Consider the following 15,432-nt stretch of genomic DNA (forward strand, 5'->3'; position numbering starts at 1 on the left):
GACGGACGCATTTGGAATGACATTAATAATGGTCAGTCCATAACGTCAGTCCATGACGGTCAGTTCGTAACGTGGAGAGAGGGGCGTCATGTGGCTCCACGCCGAGATCCGCACGCTCGTCGACATACCGAGGTACTGGGCCGCGACCACCCCGGACAAGGTCGCCCTGTGTGACGGCGACCGTTCCCTGACCTATGCCGAGCTGGACGAGCGGACCGACCGGCTGGCCGCCGCCATCGCGGCCGCCGGTGTCGCCGCGGGCTCGCGCATCGGTCTGCTGGCCAAGAACTCGGTGGAGTTCTTCGAGCTCTGGTTCGGCGCGGCCAAGGCCGGCTGCGCGCTGGTACCCCTCAACTGGCGCTGCACAGCGGCCGAACTCTCCGAACTGGTGGCGGACGCCCGTCCCGCGCTGCTCGTGGCGGGCGCCGAATTCGCCGAAGTCGCCCACAGCGTCTGCGCCTCGGTCACCCCCGCCGTCGAAGTCGTCGTACTGGACGGCTCCGGCCTGGCGGACTGGCTCGGCCGGCACCCCGGCGCACCACCCGCGCCCCGGATCCACACCGAGGACACCGCGCTGGTGTCGTACACCTCCGGTACGACGGGACGGCCCAAGGGCGTGGAGCTGTCCCACGGGGCCTTCGCCAACTGGTTCCTGATCTCCTCGCTGGAACGCACCGAGAAGTGGACCTCCGACGACGTGGCCCTCATGGTCATGCCGGGCTTCCACCTGGCGGGCAGCTGGGTCTCGCTGACCGCCCTGTACCACGGCGGGACCATCGTGATCATGCCCGCCTTCGACCCCGGCGCGCTGCTCGCCGCGATCCGGCGTCACCGGCCGACGGTCACCTGCCTGGTCCCCACCGCCATCGCGCTGCTGCTCGACCACCCCGGCACCGCGAGCCAGGACTTCTCCTCGCTGCGCCGCCTCCTCTACGCCGGATCACGCATCGGACCCGAGACCCTGCGCCGGGTGATCACCACCTTCGACTGCCAACTGACCCAGTTCTACGGCACGTCGGAGACCTTCATCATCACCCTGCTCCGGCCCGAGCAGCACGACCCGGGCGAGCCCGCCCTGCTGACCTCGTGCGGTGCTCCGCTGCCGCTGGTCGACGTCCGGGTCGTCGACGCGGCGGGCCGCGCCCTGCCGCCGGGTGAGATCGGCGAGGTCCTGGTCCGCTCACCCATGATGTTCACCGGTTACCGGAACCAGCCCGAGGCCACCGCCACCGCGCTGACCGGCGGCTGGTACCACACCGGCGACCTGGGCAGACTCGACGGCGCCGGACACCTGTACCTCGTCGACCGGCTCAAGGACATGATCGTCACCGGGGGCGAGAACGTGTACCCGGCCGAGGTCGAACGCGCGCTCGGCACGCACCCGGGCGTCGCCGCCTGCGCGGTCGTCGGCGCGCCCGACGAACGGTGGGGGGAACGCGTCGTCGCCCATGTCGTGAAGCATCCGGGCGCCGACGTCGACGAGCAGGGCCTCCTGGCCCACTGCCGGGCACTGATCGCCGGATACAAGGTGCCCAAGCAGGTCCGGTTCACCGACGCGCTGCCGATGACCAGCACCGGAAAGATCCACAAGGCCGCGCTGCGAGCACCCCGTGCCGGCAGGCCCGCGACCGCCACCGCCTGACCCCTGGTTCACGAGAGGACCTCTGCCCGTGCCCTACCAATCGGTCTTCACCCCGGGCCTGTTCGCCGGCCGCAGCGTCGTCGTCACCGGCGGCGGCAGCGGCATCGGCCGGTGCACCGCCCATGAACTCGCCTCGCTCGGCGCCTCCGTGGCGATCGTGGGACGCGACCCCGGCAAACTCGCCGCCGTCGCCGAGGAGATCAGGGCGGACGGCGGTATCGTCACGCCACACGCCACGGACATCCGGGACGAGAGCGGTGTCGCCGCTGTCGTCGACGAGGTCCTGGCCGCCCACGGCCGGATCGACGGACTGGTCAACAACGCGGGCGGACAGTACCGGGCCGAGCTGTCCACGATCACCACCAAGGGGTTCGAGGCGGTCGTACGCACCAACCTGACCGGCGGATTCATCGTGATGCGCGAGGTCTACAACCGCTGGATGGCCCGGCACGGCGGCGCCGTCGTCAACATGATCGCGGACATCTGGCACGGCTGGCCCCACTTCTCCCACTCGGCCGCCGCCCGCGGCGGCATGCTGACACTGAGCGAGTCGGCGGCCACCGAATGGGCCTCGTCGGGCGTGCGGGTCAACACCGTCGCTCCCGGGTCGATCGCCTCCAGCGGCCTCGACACCTACGACGACGCCGACCGCGACTTCATCCAGCACGAGGTGGCCCGGGAGATACCCCTGCAGCGCTTCGGCACCGAGGCCGAGGTGTCCGCGGCGATCGTCTTCCTGCTGTCGCCCGCCGCCTCCTTCATCACCGGCACCTGCGTCCGCATCGACGGCGGCGCGCCGAACGCCAAGCCCGGCTGGTGGCAGCTGCGGCCCCCGGAGCGCGGCGAGCGGTTCGACGGGTTCCACCGCTCCCGGCTCCCCGAGATCCTCGACCCCGCCGCCTCCTGAACCCCCTGAACTCTCTGAATTCCCTGAACCTCCCGAAAGGTCCGCCATGCCAGCGAAGGTCCTCTACGACAAGCGTGGTGCCGTCGCCTACGTCACGCTCAACCGGCCCGAGGTGAAAAACGCGGTCGACTTCGAGACGCACGAACTGCTCTGCGAGATCTGGGCGGACTTCCGCGACGACCCCGAGCTGCGGGTCGCCGTGCTGACCGGCAGCGGTGACGCCTTCACCGCGGGCGCCGACCTCAAGACCCACGCCCCCGAGTGGCAGACCGTCGGCCCCATGGTCGGCCGCGAACGCCTCGAAGACGGCCTGTGCGGCATCACCCGCGGCCCCCTCTCCCGGATCAGCAAGCCGATCGTGGCCTCCATCAACGGCTGGTGCCTGGGCCACGGCGTCGAACTCGCCATGGCCTGCGACATCCGGATCGCCTCCGACCGCGCCCAGTTCGGAACCTTCGAGGTCCGCCGTGGCATGCACCCCGCCGACGGCGGCATCGTCCGGCTCGTGAACACCTGCGGTGTCGGCGTCGCCATGGAACTGCTGCTCACCGGCGAACCGATCACTGCCGAACGCGCCTACACCGCCAACATGGTCAACCGGGTCGTCCCCCACGACGAACTCGAAGCGCAGACCGAACTGCTCGTGTCCACCATCCTGCGCTGCGACCAGGCCGCCGTGGAGTCCGCGAAGGAGACGGTGCTGGAGATCGTGGGGCGCCCGCTGCACGACCAGCTCCGGGTCGAGGCCATGTGGGGCTACGCCCTGTGCGCCGCCAACCCCACCGTGACCGGCCGCTCGCAGCAGTTCTTCGACAAGACCGACCGAGGGCGCGCCGGTGCGACGGCGAGCCCTCTGCGAGCGGGCGACAGGACCGGCGACGGGATCGGTGCGCCGGTCAGAGGGCGGTGAAGGTCCACAGCAGGTTGGTGCTGCTGCCGTAGGTCCACTGTTTGGTGACGGAGCCGGAGGACACGTTGCCGCCGCCGTCCAGGACGAGTCCGGTGGTGCGGTTGGCGACGGAGTAGCGGCCGTCGCCGCGGTGGGTGATCAGCCACTGCTGGTTGGTGCCGCCGTTCCAGGCGGCCTGCCGGGCGGCGGAGCCGTCGGCGGTGGCGCCCCAGCCGTCGGCGACCATGCCGTTGGTGCGGTTGACCAGCTTGTAGTAGCCGCCGCCCACCTCGACCGCCTGCCACTGAAGGTTGCTGCTGCCGTCCCAGGTCCACTGCTTCAGGTTGGAGCCGGAGGACACGTTGCCGCCGCTGTCCAGAGCCAGGCCGTCGGTGACGTTGAGGACCTTGACGTACGTGGCCGGGTTGAACTGCACCTTCAGGGACGTCACCTTGTCGTTGTTGCCGGTGGTCCTGAGGTCGGTGTTGTCGGCGGTGAAGGTCCATGACGTGCCGGTGAAGTCGTCCCCTGCGTAGCCGATGACCTGGTAGCCGGGGGCGAGCCGCAGGGAGGAGAGGGTGAGCGGGGCGAGGCCGGCCAGGGTCAGGTCGTCCGCGGTGTAGTCGCCGACTTCGAGGACGGTGCCGGAGCCGGAGTAACCGACGTCCTTGAAGCCCACGGCCCCGGCCAGTGGCCGCAGGCTGGGGATCTCGCCGGTGAAGGTCAGCTTCAGGACGTAGGCGTTCGCGGTGAAGGGCGCGGACGACGGCAGGGTGACCGTCAGGCCCGTGGAGTCCTGCGTCGGAGTCGCCAGGCCGATGTAGGTGCCGGCGGTGGAGCCGAGCAGCTTGGCCGACGCCAGCGAGGAGACGTCGATCCGGGCGGAGTTGAGCGTCTTGACCGTCAGTGAACTGCCGGGCCAGCCGAGCACGGTGGCGTACAGGACCGTGTTCGCCTTGTCGCGGGTGAAGCGGATGTCCTGGGCGGTGCCGGCCGTGGGGGTGGTGAAGGAGCCGCCGCCCATCTTCGTGGGGCCCTCGCCGTAGGCCGTCCAGGCGCGGGTGTCGTAGATCGACTCACCGAAGCGCCCCAGGTAGTCACCGATGGCGAGCAGGATGTCCTTCTGCCCCTGGGGGATCGTGCCGTCGGCCATGGGCGCGATGTTGAGCAGCATGTTGCCGTTCTTGCTGACCCGGTCGATCAGCGCGTGCAGCATCTGCTGCGTCGAGTAGTAGCCGATGCCGGTGGTGTAGCACCAACTGGAGCTGGAGATGCTGTCGTCGGTCAGCCAGTACGGTGCGGTGAGGTCGGCCGGGCCGCCGCGCTCGAAGTCGTAGACCTCGCCGTGGCTGTCGAGGCCGTCCTTGTAGGTGGCGACGACTTCCCTGCCCCACTTGGCTGCCTGGTTGTAGTAGTACGAGAGGAAGTCGAGGCGCCGGGTCTCGTCGACGTGGTCCAGGCGCCAGTCCTGCCACAGGATGTCGGGCTCGGCGAGGTCGATCACCTCCTTGAGCTTGTCGTACCAGAGCTGGTTCTCCTCGGCCGAACTCAGCTGCCCGTACAGCTTCTTGAGGCTCGCGTCCGTCTGGGCGGGCGCGTACTCGTAGTAGCCGGTGAAGTTGTACGCGTGGTGCATCGCCACCAGCAGTTTCAGGTCCTTCGCCCGGATGGCGTCGATGAACAGCTTCAGCAGGTTCAGGCCGGGGCCCTTGGCCACCGAGTTCCACTCGTTGACCTGGCTGTCCCACATGGAGAAGCCGTCGTGGTGCTCGGAGACCGGTCCGGCGAACCGTGCGCCCGCGTCGACGAACAACTGGGCCCACTCCGCGGGGTCGAAGTTCCCGCCGGCCGACTTGAGCTTCGGCGCGAACTCCACGTGGTTGCCTGCGAGGTCGTCCGCGCCGTTGACGAAGTCGTGGAACGGCCAGACCGAGGGGTCGCCGTAGGTGGCGATGTGGTGCTTGTTGGCCTTGCTGCCCGAGTCGTACATGTTGCGCGGGTACCACTCGCTGTCGTACGCGGGGACGCTGAAGACGCCCCAGTGGAAGTAGATGCCGAACTTGGCGTCTTTGAACCACTCGGGCGAGGCGGTGTGTTGGTTCACGGAGTCCCATGTGGGTGTGTAGGAGCTCGACGCCGCCCGGGCACTGCCGACGGCGAACCCGTCGGCGGCGATCGCGGTGGCCACGACGGCGGTGGCACCGGCCAGGAGTTGGCGTCTGCTGACTGAACTCGGCATGAGGACATCCCTGTTGCGGAGGGGGACGGGGGGACCCGGGCGCCGGATGCTACGCATGAAGGTCGTCCACGTATCCCGTCCATGTCAACAGGCATGCACTCGATTAATGGGATGGATTCTATGGGGCGGGAGGCTGTGGGGGCGTAGATCCCGACCGTCGCACAAGAAAACTGCTGATGAAACGGGTTAGTGTGGTGGAGTGGCGGCTGGATACTCCGATCGCCTCTGCATATACATCCCATCTCTCTGTGGTCGGCGGCGCGTGCGCCCGTATCATCGAGGTCACTTTGAGCCTGCGGAGCCGGGCAGGGAGAGAGGTCGCGGTGTCCCTGACGGACAAGGCCATTGAGCAGATCCGTGAACTGATCCGGACCGGCGCGCTCCCGCCGGGCTCCAAGCTGCCGCCGGAACCGGAGCTGGCGGCCCGGTTGGGTCTGTCCCGCAACCTCGCCCGCGAGGCGGTCAAGGCCCTGGCCGTGGCCCGGATCCTGGAGATCCGGCGCGGCGACGGAACCTACGTCACCAGCCTTCAGCCGAGCCTGCTGCTGGAAGGACTGGGCGGCGCCGTGGAACTCCTCCAGGGAGACTCGGCCGCCCTGCGGGACCTCATGGAAGTGCGGCGCCTGCTCGAACCCGTCGCCACGGCCCTGGCCGCGACCCGGATCTCCGACGAGCAACTGGCCGAGGTGGAGCGGCATCTGGAGGCCATGCGCGGAGCACGCGACGACGTCGAGCGGCTCAACGTCCACGACGCCGCGTTCCACCGCGCGGTCATCTCGGCCACCGGCAACGAGTCGCTGCTCACGCTGCTGGAGGGCGTCTCAGGCCGTACGCTGCGTGCCCGCATCTGGCGTGGCCTGGTCGACACCCGGGCGGCCGGACGCACCCTCGCCGAACACGAGGCGATCTTCGCGGCCCTGTCCCGCCGCGACGCGGCCGTCAGCCAGGCCGCAGCGCTGCTGCACGTCAGCAACACCGAGCAGTGGCTACGGGATCACCTGCGCTCGGGCGAGTCCGGCGAGTCCCTCGCGCCCTGAAGGGACAGTGCCGCGAATGCCGGGACGGTAGCGGTCACAGCTGGAGCCCCGCCTCGAAGACCTCCTGGTCGATGTGGTCCAGGGCCGTGCGCACCGCGCCCAGCGCCACCGATTCGTCGCCCAGTGCGGAGACCTCGATACGGGGGGTGGTCAGGCACAACTCGCCCAGCCGGTCGCGCAGCGGCTGGAGCAGCTGCTCGCCCGCGCGGGACAGACCGCCGCCGATGACGACGAGGTCGGGGTCCAGGGTGAGCACGAGGGCGGCGATGCCGTTGGAGAGCGCGGCCGTGTAGGCCCGTACGGCTTCGGCGGCCTCCGGGTCGGCCTGCGCGGCGCCGAAGACGGCCGCGGCGTCGGCGCCATGGGACTCCAGGTCACTGGGGGCGTCCCACCAGCCGAGCATGCGCAGGTTGCCGATCTCGCCCGCGGCGCCGTTGGGGCCGCGGTGCAGACGTCCGCCGACGATCATTCCGGCGCCGGTGCGCCGTCCCGCCAGGATGTAGACGACGTCGTCGACATGGCGGGCGCAGCCGCGCCAGTGCTCGGCCAGAGTCGCGAGGTTCGCGTCGTTCTCGGCGTTGACCCGGCAGCCGAACCGGTCGGCGAAATAGCCGCTCAGGTTCACCCCGGTCAGCCCGGGCAGGACCGTGGAGCGGGTCATGCGTCCGGCGCGGTCCATGAGACCCGGCAGGCCGACCGTCAGGGCCCACAGGGACGACGGTGCCAGCCGGGCCTCCTGGAGGCACTCCTCGACCAGGTTTCCGGCGCGTTCCAGGCGGTCGGGTCCGGGCAGGTCGTCGCCGAGTGCGCAGCGCCGGGTGGCGACGACCCGGCCCCCCAGGTCGGTGACGATCACCAGCGCCTTGCGCATGCCGATGTCGAGACCGACGGCGTGCCCGGCCGCGGCGTGGAAGCGGAAGCGGCGGGCTGGGCGTCCCATGGCCCCGTCGTCCGGGGGGAGTTCCTCGGCCCAGCCGCGGGCGGTCAGGTCGGTCAGCACGGACTCGACCGTGGGGCGGGAGAGCCCGGCGGTCTTCGCCAGCTGGCTGAGGGTCGCCGGCGTACCGGTGTGCCGCAGGGCACGCAGCGCCGCCTGGGCGTTGTGGGCGCGGATGAACGCCTGGTCAGCGCCGCTGTTCTCACGATTGCGCATGCCATCCCCCGGTCATGGGACGCACCGGCGTCGCTGCCGATGGACCCTCGCTTCTGTAGGGCGCTTTCATATTACTCGCGTGTGAACCCTTGACGACCGCTGATTACGGGGCTGTACTGAGCCGCGCCGACATACGAAAAGCATCTTCGTATGTATGAAGTCCCACGTGTGAAGCCCCGGGAACGCCCCTTCCCGCCCGGACAGTCCCTCCCCACCCTCGGTCTCAGCCAGGAGTCGCACCATGTCACACGCCATGACCACCCGCCGGAGACACGGCCGCCCGATCCGCCACGGCGCGGGTGCCACCGCCGCGACGGCGGGACTGCTCCTGGTGGCCGCCTGCGCACCGGGCGGGGCGTCGTCGGACACGACGAAGACCACGGCGGTGTCCACCACGATCCCCTCGGACAAGAAGATCACCCTCACCCTCGCCACCTCGGAGAACGCCGGGCTGACCAAGGGCCTGATCGCCGCCTTCGAGAAGGCGCACCCGAACATCACGATCACCATGAAGTACACGGGTTACGACGACTACAACCACTCCCTGGGGCTGTCGCTCGCCTCCGACTCCTCGCCGGACATCGTGCTGCTGAACATGGTCGGCACCACGGTCAAGAACAAGCTGCTGCTCAACCTCGATCCGTACGCCAAGGCGTACGGCTGGGACAAGGTCTACCCCAGCTCCCAGCTCTCCCAGTGGCAGGTCGGTTCCGACGGCGTCTCGCTCGGTACGGGCCATCTGTGGGCGGCCCCGGCCGGCTTCTCCATGGTCGGCGTCTTCTACAACAAGGAACTCGCCGCCAAGCTCGGCATCACCTCCCCGCCGACCACGCTCGCCGAGTTCCAGGCCGACCTCGACAAGGCCGAGGCCGCCGGGAAGACGGGCCTTCAGATGCCCAACCTGGACGGCCACTCCGCGTTCGTCGTGCAGTCGATCGCCCAGTCCGTCGACGGCGCCGAGGCCACCCGGAAGTGGTTCGAGGGCCGTACCGGATCCACCTTCAGCACCCCGGGCAACCTCCAGGGTGCCCAGAGCCTGCTGAAGTGGTCCAAGGCCGGCGAGCTCTCCAAGGGTGCCAACGGCACCGACCTCTCCGGCGCGGTCGCCGCCTTCGCCAAGGGCGACGGCCTGTTCCTGGTGGACGGCAACTGGGACGCGGCGACCATCGACAAGGCCCTGCCCGGCAAGGTCGGCTTCGTCGCCTACCCGAAGGCGTCGAGCGGCGGGAAGTACGCGGCTGTCGGCGGCTCCATCGCCTACGGCATCTCCGCCCGCTCCAAGAACGCCGACGCCGCCGCCGCGTTCCTCGACTTCTGGCACAGCAAGGCGGCGGCCCAGGTCCAGCTGGACCACTACTTCATGCCGGCCGACTCCAGCAGTTCCGCCGGCTCGGACGCCAAGAGCGTGCTGGGCGACATGTCCAAGGCGTGGGCCCAGGTCAACCAGGACAACGGCCTCGTCGGCTTCTACGCCAACGCCACCTCCTCGATGAACGACACCCTCACCTCGTCCTCGCAGTCCCTGATCGCCGGCCGTGTCACTCCGCAGGAGTACGTCGACGCGGTGCAGAAGGACTGGTCCAAGGCGCACACCAAGTAGGCCGTCGAGGCAACCGGAAGACCGTGTGATGACCAAGACCCTGGACCGGCGCCGTCAGGCGCCGGCACCCCCCGCGCCGGTGCGCCCGGCCCGGCGCCCACCCCGCCGGGAGAGCCGCCGCATCGCCTACCTGCTGCTCGCCCCCGCCCTGCTCGCCTACACCGTGTTCGTGGCCCTGCCCTGGCTGCACACCATGTGGCTGTCCCTCTACGACTGGGACGGCATCGGCGTGGGCACCTGGGCCGGCCTCGCCAACTACCGTCAGGTGCTGACCGATCCGGACCTGTACGGGGCGATCGAGCACTCGCTCGGCTTCGTCCTCTTCTACTCGGTCCTGCCGATCGTGATCGCCCTGGCCCTGGCCGCCGTCCTCGGCGGCCGGACCGGCGCCGGGGGATCCGCGGCCCGGGCGGTCCTGTTCCTGCCCCAGGTGGTCCCGCTGGTGGCCAGCGGTATCGCCTGGCGCTGGATGTACGCCCAGGACGGCGTGGTCAACCAGATCCTGAGCGCCGTGGGGCTCGGCGGCGTGACCCGTGCCTGGCTGGGCGACTTCACCTGGGCCTTCCCCGCGGTCGGCCTGGTCGGCACCTGGGTCATGCTCGGCCTGTGCCTGGTGTTCTTCCTGACCGGCATCGCCAAGATCGACCCGGCGCTGTTCGAGGCGTGCCGCATCGACGGCGCCGGTCCGGTGCGCACCTTCTTCGCGGTCACCCTGCCCGCCCTGCGCAACGAGATCGTCGTCGCCACGGTCGTCACCGTCATCGCCGCCCTGTCCAGCTTCGACGTCGTCTACGCCACCACCGGCGGCGGCCCCGGCGACTCCTCGATCGTGCCGGCCGTCCTCATCTACCGGCTGGCCTTCACCGACGGCCAGGTCGGGCTCGCCTGCGCGCTCGCCGTCGTACTCAGCGTGCTGATCTCGGTCATCGTGCTCGCACTCGGCCGACTCTCCAAGGAGGACTCATGAGCGCGTCCGTCATGAGCACCCGCGCCGAACGGCTGACCGGCACCGTCGTACTGTGGGCCTTCGCCGCGGCCGTCCTGGTGCCCTTCGCCGCCATCACACTGGCCGCCCTGCACCCGGCCGGCGCACCCGTCGCCGGGCTCTCCTGGCCGTCGACCCCGCACTTCGAGAACTTCCGGCGGGCCTGGACCATCGCCGGCTTCGGCTCCCTGCTGCGCTCCAGCGCGACCATCGCCCTGGTCGTCGTACCGATCGGCGCGCTCTTCGCGACCATGGCCGGCTACGCGTTCGGCACCATGCGCTTCACCGGCAGCAGGCTGCTGTTCTCCTTCCTCCTCATCGGACTGACCCTGCCGCCGGAGGCCGCGGTCATCCCGCTCTACTACGACCTCAAGGAAGTCGGCCTCACCGACTCCTACTGGGCGCTGATCCTGCCCCTGATCGGCCTGTACATGCCCTTCGGCGCCTTCTGGATGCGGGCCCACTTCCTCAGCGTCCCCAGGGAACTCGCCGAGGCCGCCCGGGTCGACGGCGCGAGTGAGTGGGCGGTGTTCCGGCGCATCATGATCCCCACCGCACGCCCGGCGATCGCCACCCTCGCCATGCTCTTCTTCGTGTGGAGCTGGAACCAGTTCCTGCTGGCCCTGATCCTCATCCAGGAGCCCTCCCGCCGCACCGCACCGGCCGGTCTCGGCTTCTTCATCGACCAGAACACCCGTGACGTGCCCATGCTCTGCGCCGCCACGCTGATCGTCATCGCCCCCGTGATCGCGCTGTACCTGATCGGCCAGCGGCACCTCATCCGCGGCATGACCCAGGGCGCAGTCAAGGGCTGACCCCACGCCCACACCGAGTCAGGAGTACGACTTCTTGAACGCCCCCTCGAACGCCGCCTGGTGGACCGAGTCCGTCACCTACCAGATCTACGTCCGCAGCTTCGCCGACTCCGACGGGGACGGCGTCGGCGACCTCAACGGCATCCGCTCCCGACTGCCGTATCTCCGCGAACTCGGCGTCGACGCCGTCTGGTTGACGCCCTGTTACCCGTCGCCCCAGCACGACCACGGGTATGACGTGGCCGACTACACGGACATCGAACCGGCCTACGGCACCCTGTCCGACTTCGACCGGCTCGTGGCCGAGGCGCACGAACTGGGCCTGCGGGTGCTGCTGGACATCGTGCCCAACCACTGCTCGGTCGAGCACACCTGGTTCCGCGCCGCGCTCGCCGCCGGACCGGGCAGCCCCGAGCGCGAACGCTTCCACTTCCGTCCCGGCGACGGGGACGACCCGCCGAACAACTGGCGCTCGATGTTCGGCGGCCCCGCCTGGCGGCGCACCGAGGACGGCGAGTGGTTCCTGCACCTGTTCACGCCGGAACAACCGGACTGGAACTGGCAGCACCCGGACGTCGTCGCCATGTTCGAGAACACCCTGCGCTTCTGGCTGGACCGAGGCGTCGACGGGTTCCGTGTCGACGCGGCCCAGGGGCTGCACAAGGACCCCGAACTTCCGGACGTGGCCGACCCGTTCGAGGAGGAGCGGGTCGCGGACGCCACCAACGTCCACGCCTGGAACCGCCCCGAGGTCCACGAGGTGTACCGCTCCTGGCGGCGCATCGCCGACGAGTACGCCGCACGGGACGGCAGCGACCGGCCGCTCATCGGCGAGATCACCGGCATCGGCAAGCGGCACCTGCACGAGTACGTCCAGCCCGACCAACTCCACCAGGGCTTCTTCTGGGACCTGCTCGACTCGCCGTTCGACGCCGAGGCGTTCACCGCCACCATCCGGCGCGGCCAGGAACAGGCGGCCCGCACCGGCGCGCCGGTCACCTGGGTCCTCGGCAACCACGACACCGTCCGCGTCGCCACCCGCTACGGCGGCGGCGCCCCGGGCACGGGTCCCGGTGACATCGAGACCGGCACCGCCCGTGCCCGCGCCGCGGCCCTGCTCGCCCTCGCCCTCCCCGGGGCGGTCTACATCTACCAGGGCGAGGAACTCGCCCTCCCCGAGGTCGTCGACCTCCCCCTCGACCGCATCACGGACCCCATCTACTGGCGCACCGAGGGCCGTCGCCTGGGGCGCGACGGCTGTCGCGTCCCCCTTCCCTGGCAGGGCACCACCGCCCCGTTCGGCTTCTCCGACAGCCCCCACACCTGGCTTCCCCAGCCGCTCTCCTTCGCCCGGTACACCGTCGAGCACGCGCGGACCGACCCGGCCTCCACCTGGCACCTCTACCAGCAGGCCCTGCGCATCCGTCGCGGCCTCCTTACCGACGCCGGTCCCGTCCACCTGCTCCCCACCCCGCCCGGTGTCCTCGCCTTCCGGCGCGGAGACGGTTTCACCTGCGCGATCAACACCGGGGACGCCCCGGTAGACCCGCCGCACTCCGGCACCCCGCTCCTGTCCAGCGCCCCGCTGCCCGACGGCAGGCTGCCCGCCGACACCGCGGCCTGGTGGACCGACTGAACCATCCCCTCCGTCCCACCCGGGAGAACCCATGCCGAACGCTCTGAGCCCGCACCTCGGACGACTGGCGGCCCTGGCCGCCCTGCTCCTGGCCGTCGCCCTGCTCACCGGCCGGGCCCCCGCACCGGCCTACGCCGCCACCAGCATCGCGATCACCGTCGACGGCGGCAGCAGCGGCCGAACCTTCGACGGCATCGGCGCGATCAGCGGAGGCGGCGGCAACTCCCGTCTCCTGTACGACTATCCGGCGACCCAGCGGGGCCAGATCCTCGACTACCTGTTCAAGCCCGGCTACGGCGCCGCCCTGCAGATCCTCAAGGTCGAGATCGGCGGCGACACCAACTCCACCGACGGCGCCGAGTCCAGCATCGAGCACACCAGGGGCACCGTCGACTGCGACGCCGGCTACCAGTGGTGGCTGATGGAGCAGGCCAAGGCCCGCAACCCCGCCATCAAGCTGTTCGCCCTGGCCTGGGGCACGCCCGGCTGGATCGGCAGCGGCACCTTCTACTCCCAGGACATGATCGACTACGACATCGCCTGGCTCGACTGCGCCAAACAACACGGACTGACCATCGACTACATCGGCGGCTGGAACGAGCACGCCTATGACGGCTCCTGGTACAAGAGCCTCAAGTCGGCGCTGACGTCGAACGGTTACACCTCCACCCGGCTGGTCGGCGGCGACGACACCGGCAGCCGCGCCTGGACGATCGCCACCGGCATGAAGAACGACAGCGCCCTGTACGACGCCGTGGACATCGCCGGCGCCCACTACCCCTGCACCTACGCCTCGGCGATGACCACCTGCACCTCCACCTCCGACGCGCAGAGCCTCGGCAAACCCATCTGGGCCAGCGAGAACGGCTCGGAGAACACCGAGACCGGCGCCGGACCGGTCGCCCGTGCCATCAACCGCGGCTACATCGACGCCAAGACGACCGCGTACATCAACTGGCCGGTCGTCGCGTCCCTGTACCAGAACCTCTCGTACCAAGACCAGGGACTGATCACCGCCAACCAGCCGTGGTCCGGCAACTACAGCGTGGGCCGGACCACTTGGGCCATCGCCCAGACGACCCAGTTCACCGAGCCCGGCTGGCAGTACCTGGACACGGCCACCGGCTACCTCGGCGGGGACCGCGCGAACGGCAGCTACGTCAGCTACGCGGCGGCCGACAAGAGCGCCTGGTCAACCGTCTTCGAGACCATGGACGCCACCGCCTCCCAGACGGTCACGCTGAGCACCGCGGGCGGACTCCCCGGCAGCACCCTGCACGTGTGGTCCACCGACCTGTCCACCCCGGGCCGGGCCACCCCGCGCATGGTGCGGGGCTCGGACCTGACGTCGAGTGGCGGCACCTACACACTCACCCTCGACCCCGGTCACGTCTACACCGTGACCACCACCACGGGCCAGGGCGCGGGCACCGTCACCTCCCCGCAGCGCACCCGGCTCACGCTGCCGTACTCCGACACCTTCGGGAGCTACGCCGCCGGGCGGGAGGCGACGTACTTCTCGTCCATGAACGGCGCCTTCGAGTCCGCCTCGTGCGCCGGCGGACGCAGCGGGCAGTGCCTGCGCCAGATGGCCGAGACCCAGCCGATCGACTGGTACCAGGCCACCGGCACGGCCAACCAGCAGCCCTACACCGTGCTGGGCGACCTGGGCTGGAGCAACTACACCGTCGGCTGCGACGTGTTGCTGGAGAAGAGCGGGAGCGCCGCGGAGATCCTGGGCCGGGTCGGCACCCAGGCACAGAACAACGGCGGCCTCGACGCCTACCACCTCCGGCTCTCCGACACCGGCGCCTGGTCGCTGCTGAGGACCAACTCCTCCTGGACCTGGACCACTCTGGCGAGCGGCACGGTGACCGCGCCCGGCACCGGCACCTGGCACCACCTCGCCCTGTCCTTCCAGGACACCACCGTCACCGCCAGGATCGACGGCGCCACGGTCGGCGCGGTCACCGACAGCACCTACGGCGGCGGTCAGGTGGGCCTGGGCACCGCCGGCTACTACCCGGTCCAGTACGCGAACTTCTCCGTCACCGCCGGGACGGTCCCCGACCTCTCCGGCACCTACAAGATCGTCAGCGCCAGGAGCGGCAAGGTCGTGGACGCGATCGGCGCCGGCACCGCCAACGGCACCCTGATCGACCAGTGGACCGCCAACGGCGGCACCAACCAGCAGTGGACGCTGGCCCTGAACAGCGCCGGCTACTACACCGTCACCGGCGTCGGCAGCGGCAAGGCCCTGGACATCCCCAACGCCACCACATCGCCCGGTACCCAGCTGGAGCTCTACACCCCCAACGGCGCCGCCAACCAGCAGTGGTTGATCGCCCCGACGAACAACGGCAACTACACCATCGAGTCCCGTTCCGACGGCTACCTGCTCGACCTCTACGCGGCCTCCGGCACCAACGGCGCCGCCATCGACCAGTGGCCGGCCAACGGTGGCACCAACCAGCAGTGGCAGCTGGTCAAGGTCTCCTGAGCCGCCCCGGAATCCCACCTTCGTCTTCC

Annotated in this window: 11 protein-coding genes; 9 read left to right on the plus strand and 2 right to left on the minus strand. The window is 69.9% G+C overall.

Going from position 1 to position 15,432, the window contains the following annotated elements; translation table 11 throughout:
* Positions 1 to 88: 88 nt before the first annotated feature.
* The 3 genes from ACGFZS_RS39450 to ACGFZS_RS39460 are packed head-to-tail and all read left to right on the plus strand — an operon-like array spanning position 89 to position 3,459.
* Positions 89 to 1,642 (plus strand): class I adenylate-forming enzyme family protein, encoded by a 1,554-nt coding sequence (locus ACGFZS_RS39450; RefSeq protein WP_393799155.1) that lies wholly within the window; start codon positions 89 to 91, stop codon positions 1,640 to 1,642.
* Positions 1,643 to 1,670: 28 nt separating this feature from the next.
* Positions 1,671 to 2,549, plus strand: a complete 879-nt coding sequence (locus ACGFZS_RS39455; RefSeq protein WP_393799156.1) for an SDR family oxidoreductase — start codon at positions 1,671 to 1,673, stop codon at positions 2,547 to 2,549.
* A 46-nt stretch (positions 2,550 to 2,595) separates the two neighbouring features.
* Positions 2,596 to 3,459 (plus strand): enoyl-CoA hydratase/isomerase family protein, encoded by an 864-nt coding sequence (locus ACGFZS_RS39460; protein WP_393799157.1) that lies wholly within the window; start codon positions 2,596 to 2,598, stop codon positions 3,457 to 3,459.
* Here the strand turns inward: ACGFZS_RS39460 and ACGFZS_RS39465 are convergent.
* The gene (locus ACGFZS_RS39465; protein WP_393799158.1) at positions 3,446 to 5,677 is read right to left on the minus strand and encodes an alpha-L-fucosidase; all 2,232 of its coding nucleotides are present in this window, start codon (positions 5,675 to 5,677) and stop codon (positions 3,446 to 3,448) included. The two genes, ACGFZS_RS39460 and ACGFZS_RS39465, sit on opposite strands and share 14 nt — an antisense overlap.
* Before the next feature lie 323 nt (positions 5,678 to 6,000).
* Here ACGFZS_RS39465 and ACGFZS_RS39470 point away from each other — a divergent pair, with 323 nt between their 5' ends.
* Positions 6,001 to 6,714, plus strand: a complete 714-nt coding sequence (locus tag ACGFZS_RS39470) for a FadR/GntR family transcriptional regulator (RefSeq protein WP_393799159.1) — start codon at positions 6,001 to 6,003, stop codon at positions 6,712 to 6,714.
* A gap of 34 nt (positions 6,715 to 6,748) precedes the next feature.
* Here the strand turns inward: ACGFZS_RS39470 and ACGFZS_RS39475 are convergent, their stop codons facing one another.
* Positions 6,749 to 7,867: an ROK family protein gene (locus ACGFZS_RS39475; RefSeq protein WP_393799160.1), complete on the minus strand. Its 1,119-nt coding sequence runs from the start codon at positions 7,865 to 7,867 to the stop codon at positions 6,749 to 6,751.
* 241 nt (positions 7,868 to 8,108) lie between these two features.
* Between ACGFZS_RS39475 and ACGFZS_RS39480 the strand changes: the two genes are divergently transcribed.
* From ACGFZS_RS39480 to ACGFZS_RS39500, 5 genes are read left to right on the plus strand one after another with little or no spacing between them, the layout of a single operon-like run.
* Complete coding sequence (locus ACGFZS_RS39480; protein ID WP_393799161.1) at positions 8,109 to 9,467, plus strand: ABC transporter substrate-binding protein; 1,359 nt, start codon at positions 8,109 to 8,111, stop codon at positions 9,465 to 9,467.
* A gap of 28 nt (positions 9,468 to 9,495) precedes the next feature.
* Positions 9,496 to 10,434, plus strand: coding sequence for a carbohydrate ABC transporter permease (locus ACGFZS_RS39485; protein ID WP_393799162.1), 939 nt, complete (start codon positions 9,496 to 9,498; stop codon positions 10,432 to 10,434).
* On the plus strand, positions 10,431 to 11,267 hold the full coding sequence (locus tag ACGFZS_RS39490; protein WP_393658278.1) for a carbohydrate ABC transporter permease: 837 nt from the start codon (positions 10,431 to 10,433) through the stop codon (positions 11,265 to 11,267). Before ACGFZS_RS39485 ends, ACGFZS_RS39490 begins: the two co-directional genes overlap by 4 nt.
* Positions 11,268 to 11,301: 34 nt before the next feature.
* The gene (locus ACGFZS_RS39495) at positions 11,302 to 12,903 is read left to right on the plus strand and encodes a glycoside hydrolase family 13 protein (RefSeq protein ID WP_393799163.1); all 1,602 of its coding nucleotides are present in this window, start codon (positions 11,302 to 11,304) and stop codon (positions 12,901 to 12,903) included.
* A gap of 31 nt (positions 12,904 to 12,934) precedes the next feature.
* Positions 12,935 to 15,403 (plus strand): RICIN domain-containing protein, encoded by a 2,469-nt coding sequence (locus ACGFZS_RS39500; RefSeq protein WP_393799164.1) that lies wholly within the window; start codon positions 12,935 to 12,937, stop codon positions 15,401 to 15,403.
* Positions 15,404 to 15,432: the final 29 nt, after the last annotated feature.

Source organism: Streptomyces sp. NPDC048288 (assembly GCF_043201555.1).
Taxonomy (GTDB): Bacteria; Actinomycetota; Actinomycetes; order Streptomycetales; family Streptomycetaceae; genus Streptomyces.